Origin of the sequence: Parasynechococcus sp., assembly GCF_042954245.1 — a bacterium.
GTDB lineage: Bacteria > Cyanobacteriota > Cyanobacteriia > PCC-6307 > Cyanobiaceae > Parasynechococcus.
Genome location: NZ_JBGKDP010000012.1, coordinates 1 through 5,598 on the forward strand (window position 1 = coordinate 1; position 5,598 = coordinate 5,598).

Annotated in this window: 7 protein-coding genes; 6 read left to right on the forward strand and 1 reads right to left on the reverse strand. The window is 61.4% G+C overall.

Features of this window, described 5'->3' with window-relative positions:
* The first annotated feature begins 232 nt into the window (after window positions 1–232).
* Together ACGVJ8_RS00520 and ACGVJ8_RS00525 are read left to right on the forward strand one after the other, a co-directional pair.
* Window positions 233–361: a hypothetical protein gene (locus ACGVJ8_RS00520; RefSeq protein WP_392345003.1), complete on the forward strand. Its 129-nt coding sequence runs from the start codon at window positions 233–235 to the stop codon at window positions 359–361.
* A gap of 27 nt (window positions 362–388) precedes the next feature.
* Window positions 389–715 carry a hypothetical protein gene (locus tag ACGVJ8_RS00525; RefSeq protein WP_392344998.1) on the forward strand — a complete coding sequence of 109 codons (327 nt, stop codon included), beginning with the start codon at window positions 389–391 and terminating at the stop codon, window positions 713–715.
* Here ACGVJ8_RS00525 and ACGVJ8_RS00530 read toward each other — a convergent pair.
* A complete protein-coding gene (locus ACGVJ8_RS00530) occupies window positions 712–1,626 on the reverse strand; it encodes an aspartoacylase (protein ID WP_392345002.1) in 915 nt (304 codons plus the stop codon). The two genes, ACGVJ8_RS00525 and ACGVJ8_RS00530, sit on opposite strands and share 4 nt — an antisense overlap.
* 70 nt (window positions 1,627–1,696) lie before the next feature.
* Between ACGVJ8_RS00530 and ACGVJ8_RS00535 the strand changes: the two genes are divergently transcribed.
* The 4 genes from ACGVJ8_RS00535 to ACGVJ8_RS00550 all read left to right on the forward strand — a co-directional run bounded on the left by ACGVJ8_RS00535 (window position 1,697) and on the right by ACGVJ8_RS00550 (window position 5,561).
* The gene (locus ACGVJ8_RS00535) at window positions 1,697–2,671 is read left to right on the forward strand and encodes a glutathione S-transferase C-terminal domain-containing protein (RefSeq protein WP_392344999.1); all 975 of its coding nucleotides are present in this window, start codon (window positions 1,697–1,699) and stop codon (window positions 2,669–2,671) included.
* Complete coding sequence (locus tag ACGVJ8_RS00540; RefSeq protein WP_392345000.1) at window positions 2,668–3,306, forward strand: DUF2301 domain-containing membrane protein; 639 nt, start codon at window positions 2,668–2,670, stop codon at window positions 3,304–3,306. Before ACGVJ8_RS00535 ends, ACGVJ8_RS00540 begins: the two co-directional genes overlap by 4 nt.
* Window positions 3,303–5,204, forward strand: a complete 1,902-nt coding sequence (locus tag ACGVJ8_RS00545; protein ID WP_392345001.1) for an ABC-F family ATP-binding cassette domain-containing protein — start codon at window positions 3,303–3,305, stop codon at window positions 5,202–5,204. The genes ACGVJ8_RS00540 and ACGVJ8_RS00545 overlap by 4 nt, the downstream gene beginning before the upstream one ends.
* 138 nt (window positions 5,205–5,342) lie before the next feature.
* Window positions 5,343–5,561 carry a CP12 domain-containing protein gene (locus tag ACGVJ8_RS00550; RefSeq protein WP_186494643.1) on the forward strand — a complete coding sequence of 73 codons (219 nt, stop codon included), beginning with the start codon at window positions 5,343–5,345 and terminating at the stop codon, window positions 5,559–5,561.
* The last annotated feature ends 37 nt before the right edge of the window (window positions 5,562–5,598 follow it).

Consider the following 5,598-nt stretch of genomic DNA (forward strand, 5'->3'; position numbering starts at 1 on the left):
GGAGCGCTGCTGGAGGGTGGTGGTCATGAGAACGGAAAGAAATGTCCCCGAAGGAACGGTTTAAGGAAGGGCAGGAGAGCCCTGCCTGATCGAGAGTGTAAAGGAAGTTTGCGTTGTGTGTCCACAGATTGCGGAACTAGCACTTAAAAGCCCTGCTCGGAGAAAGCGAGACCTCCGAAAGACTTAAGATTCACGAGACTCACCAGGGCGCTTTTTGGTTCTGATCCGCTGGATGCAAGCCGGCCTTCGCTTGGAAGAAACCGTTCCTCTAACCCAGGCCCGTCACAGGCGACTGGAGCTGGAGGCTCAAGGTGCCACCGTGTACTGGAGTGAACGTCTGGCCCAAGGTCAGTTCTGCTGAGAGGCTGGGGCCAATCGTGACAGGCCCATGCAGCATTTGGTTCCTCTGCTTTGTCTTGGGGTGACCTCGGTTGGTCTCACCAGCTGTGGAGTGGCGACCTCAAGCGGCGACAAACCAAACGCAAGCGCTTCAATCGAACAGCTGGAACGACGAATCAACCAGCTGGAGCTGAAGCTTCAGGGGCTGACGTCACCCGCCGGCGATGCCGACAGCAAGACCCCAGCCGGTCCACTGCGATCCCTCACCCTGCGGATCGGCACCGAGGACGACCGATTGCGGATGTACTGGGCGGATGGTCAGACGAGCAATCTGATCTGCTCTGAAGAGGGGAAAGGTGTATGGGCCTGCGGTTAAGCCGCAGGGAGCAGCTGCTTCAAGGCCGGCAGCCAGGTGGGCTCCACGGGCCACACCTCCCGGCGCGTGAGGGAGAAAGCAATGCTTTTCTCCGCATAGGCCGCTTCGTTCACAAACACCGGAATCTCCCCTTCAACCCAAGCTCCACCACGATCGGTCCCATCCGCAGCGCGGAACATGGCCTGGGTTGAGGCGATGTCCTGCCAATCACGGCCCTGCAGTTCGGGATGAACAAGGGCCTGAGGCTCTCCGTTTTCCGACTTCGGAAGATCCCGACTCCCCAAGTGGCGATGCACCACAAGAGCATCCGGCAGGCGGGCCAACCCCTGACATACTTGATTCAAGGCCCTCAGGCAGGTTTCCAAGCCAAGACGGGTCTGTTCAACGACCCGAGCATTGAGCAGGCCTTGCGGCACAGGGCCAACCTCGATCACCAGGCCGCAGGGCCAGGATTCCACGAGGAAGCCGGTCTGCTGAGCATCGGCTTCGTGCACATAAATCGGCAGGCCAAGGCCCCCCTGCACCAAAGTCGCAAGGGCGAGATCAGCGGGGCGCCGGCCGTACACCACCAGGGAATTGCCCATGGCCGCTGTGGTGCTGTGCAGATCAAGGGCCACAGCGCAGGGCTGCTCGCCACTGGGGCCGTGCAGCCGCAGGAGTTCCCCAGCACGCTTGAACTCCAAGCCGGAGGCCCCCCGCTCCAACTGTTCCGGGAGGAAGCAGCGGTTGAGGTCACGATCGACGTAACGGCGGCGGCGGCGCAACGCTTCCGGGTTGCCGATCACCTTCTGCACCGCCAAACCAGCAGCGTCCATCAGATCAGGGTTGGCCTGCCACTGCTGCAGCAACCAAGGAGCATTGACCTCATTCCCATGGGTGCCGGCCACCACAAGAACGCCACAGCTGTTCATGAACCACAGCAAACCAAGTTCTGACTGAAGCACGAGTCCCAGCGAGGATGAAAGCGATCCAAACCGCGCCATGTCGATCCCACCTGTCGTGGTCACGGCCGCCCGTCGCAGCTGGCGATGGCAATGGCAACGGCTCATGGGTGGGCTGGGCCCAGCTGATGCGGCCGGCAATTACACCCGCCCAAGCAGCGATTCGCTCACCCCACCGGCCTTAAACCCCGCGGACCTGCTCCAGCGCAGCGCAGGCCAACGGCCGGTGCTGGTGATCGGGCGCAGTTGCCCCTGGGCCCATCGCACCTGGCTGGTGCATCAGCTGCGCCATCTGCACGACAGCGTCACCCTCGTTATGGCACGGGCGGATCACAACGCTGGACGTTGGGCGCTCAATCCAGCCTGGGAGGAGTGCGACACGCTGCTGAGGTTGTATCAGCACTGCGACGCCCCCCCCAGCTACCGGGCCACCGTGCCTGTGCTGGTGGATCCCAAGACGCGTACCCTACTGGGAAATGACAGTGCACCGCTGGTGGACCTGTTGAACCGCTGGCCCCATCAAGACGCGGTTGTGGATCTGGCACCAGCGGAAGCAACCGACAGGATCGAGGCCTGGCAGCAGCTACTGCAACCGGCCATAAACGATGGGGTGTACCGCTGCGGTTTTGCCCGCAACCAAGCGGCCTACGACCGCGCTGAAGCCGATCTCTTCACCGCCCTCGATGCCGTGGAGCAGAGCCTCGAAACCAATGGTCCATGGCTGTGCGGCACAACACTGACCCTGGCGGACGTGCGGTTGTTCCCTACCTTAATCCGCTGGGAGCTGGTCTATGCCCCCCTGTTCGGCTGCAGTCGCCAGACGCTCTGGCACTACCCGCACCTCTGGGCGTGGCGACAACGCTTTTACGCCTTACCAGGCGTGGCGGACACGTGCGACGGCCACGCCTGGCGACACGACTACTTCGGTGCTTTGTTCCCCCTCAATCCCGGCGGCATCGTTCCAGCCGGTCCTGACCTGAGCACACTGGTGAACAGCACGGCAGCGTCGGGATGACCAGCGCAGATCCAACCTTTGAAGGTGTTTACGGCACTTACTCGATCACCGCTGCCGATCGCCAGGAGGTGCGTTCCTATCGGATCGCCCTATTGATAACGGGTCTCAGCCTGGCCGCCGGAGTGCTGCAGTGGTGGCAGACCGATAGCCCGTGGGCATGGCTCTGGGTGCTGCCGATGGCCACGGCCCTTGGCCTGGCACTGCGCTGGATTCACATCTACCTCCGCCCCTTGCACCGCGCCCTTCAACTGTTCTGGCTCAGTGGTTGCATCGGTTGGGGGGCACTACTGCTGCAGGCCGGCCCCACCGAAGCGCTCTCTGCACTACGGGATCAGCCGCTCTGGATCCTGGCCATCGGCCCGCTGTTTGCCGCCTTGGCCGGCATCGGCTTCAAGGAGTTTTTCTGCTTCCAACGGCCCGAAGCCATCGGCCTCACCTTGCTGCTGCCGACAGCGCTGCTGGGGCATCTGGTGGGGCTGATCAATGGCCCCCTCTGCCTGGCTCTAATAGAAGGTGCAGCGTTGCTGCTGGTGCTTCTGGCCCTGCGCAAATTCGGAATGGAGGCAGCAGCGGATCTGGGCGACAAGAGCGTGTTTGCTTATCTGGACGGTCAACTGCCCGCTGGCACGCCGTGAGTCTGATCAGCCTGGTGAGTGCGGCCAAGGATTTCGGCATCCGCACCCTCTTTTCCGATCTCGATCTCCACATCGGTGAAGGGGAACGGCTCGGGCTGATCGGTCCCAATGGCGCCGGCAAATCCACCCTGTTGAAGATTCTAGCGGGGAAGGAGCCGCTCGGTGAGGGGGAACGCCGCTGTTCACCCCGGCTTCGGGTGGAGCTGGTGGGTCAGAAGAGCCGGATTACTCCGGGGCTCACGGTGCTGGAGCAGGTGCTGGAGGGCTGTGGGGCCAAACGGGATCTACTGGTGCGTTTCAGCGCCCTCAGCGACGCCATTGCCGTAGACCCCAGCAATGAAGCACTGATGGCGGAGCTGGGTCAGCTCAGCGAACGGATGGATGAAGAGGAAGCCTGGAGCCTGGAGCAGCAATGCCGGGAAGTGCTACAGAAATTGGGCATCAGCGATCTGCAGCGCCCGGTCGACGACCTCTCCGGCGGTTACCGCAAACGCGTGGGTCTGGCGTCAGCCCTGGTGGCCTGCCCTGATGTGCTGCTGCTGGATGAGCCCACCAACCATCTCGATGCTGCTGCCGTGGAATGGCTGCAGAGCTGGCTGGATCGCTATCCCGGCGCTCTGGTGCTGGTCACCCATGACCGCTACGTGCTCGATCGGGTGACGCGGCGGATGGTGGAGGTGGACCGAGGCCAGGTCCGCACTTATCAGGGGAACTACAGCACCTTTCTGCAGCACAAAGCGGAAGAAGAGGCCTCAGAGGCAGCCTCAGCGGCCAAGTTCAAAAGCGTGCTTCGCCGCGAATTGGTATGGCTGCGCCAGGGCCCCAAGGCTCGCAGCACCAAACAGAAGGCGCGACTGCAACGCATCGAAGCCATGCGCGAGCAGAAACCCAATCAGGCCAAAGCAAAGCTGGAGATGACCGGCATCAGCCGGCGCATCGGCAAACAGGTGATTGAAGCGGAAGCAGTTAGCGTCACAGCCGATGGCAGCCAGGGCGGTCGCCCACTCCTCGATGGCTTCAGCTACAGCTTCAGCCCCGAAGATCGAATCGGCATCATCGGTCCCAACGGCAGCGGCAAATCCACCCTGCTTGATCTCATCGCCGGACGGCGCGAGCCAAGCCAGGGCAACCTGCTTTTTGGGGAGACCGTTCACATCGGCTACCTGGACCAGCACACCGAAGCCTTCAACGAAGGCAAGGGGCTCGATCGCAAAGTGATCGAGTTCGTGGAAGAAGCCACCAGCCGGATCGATCTGGGTGGTGAACAAGTCACCGCATCACAGCTTCTGGAACGCTTTTTGTTTCCACCGGCCCAGCAGCACAGCCCCTTGGCCAAGCTCTCGGGAGGCGAGCGCCGCCGCCTCACCCTCTGCCGGATGCTGATCCAGGCGCCCAACGTGTTGCTGTTGGACGAACCCACCAACGATCTGGATGTTCAGACCCTCAGCGTTCTCGAAGACTTCCTTGAAGACTTCCGGGGCTGCGTGATCGTTGTTTCCCACGACCGCTACTTCCTCGATCGCACCGTTGATCGTCTGTTCTGTTGCGACCAAGGACGGCTCAATCGGTTTGAAGGGAACTACAGCGCGTTTCTGGAGCAGCAGCGCCAGGAGGAACGCAGCCAAAACCAGACGACCAAACCCTCCACACCAAAACCAGAGCGCAGCCGCGAGACCAAGCGCGACGGTCTGCGGCGTCGCAACTTCAAGGAAAACAAGGAGCTTGCGGCTCTTGATCAACAGCTGCCTGAACTGGAGCTGGAGAAAGAGGACCTGGAACAGCAGATGACCCAAGAGGGCGCTGACATGGCCAAGCTGAGTCTCTATCTAGCTGAGCTCATCTCCCGCATCGAACAGGCGGAAGAACGCTGGCTGGAACTCAGCGAATTGGCACCCTGATCAACGATCTGGAGCTGTGGTTGTAGCCACGGTTACCGTCACTTCAAATCAACATTGTCGGATGGTCATGGGGTGGGATTCCACCACTCCAAAACCGATGAATCGCCGTAAGGTGCTGCCAGGCCACGGTCTGAATTCATGAAGTCCATCGACGAACACATCCAGAAGGATCAATCGGAAATCGAAGCTGCCAAAGCAGCTGGAGACGAGGCCAAGGTTCGTCACCTCACCGATGAGTTGAAGTCGCTGGAGGAATACAAGGAACACCATCCCGGCGACAGCCACGACCCCACCTCGCTCGAGCTGCATTGCGAGGCTAATCCCGATGCCGATGAGTGCCGCGTCTACGACGACTGAGCCAACAAACGCGTCAATCCAACGAGGGCTTAGTAGT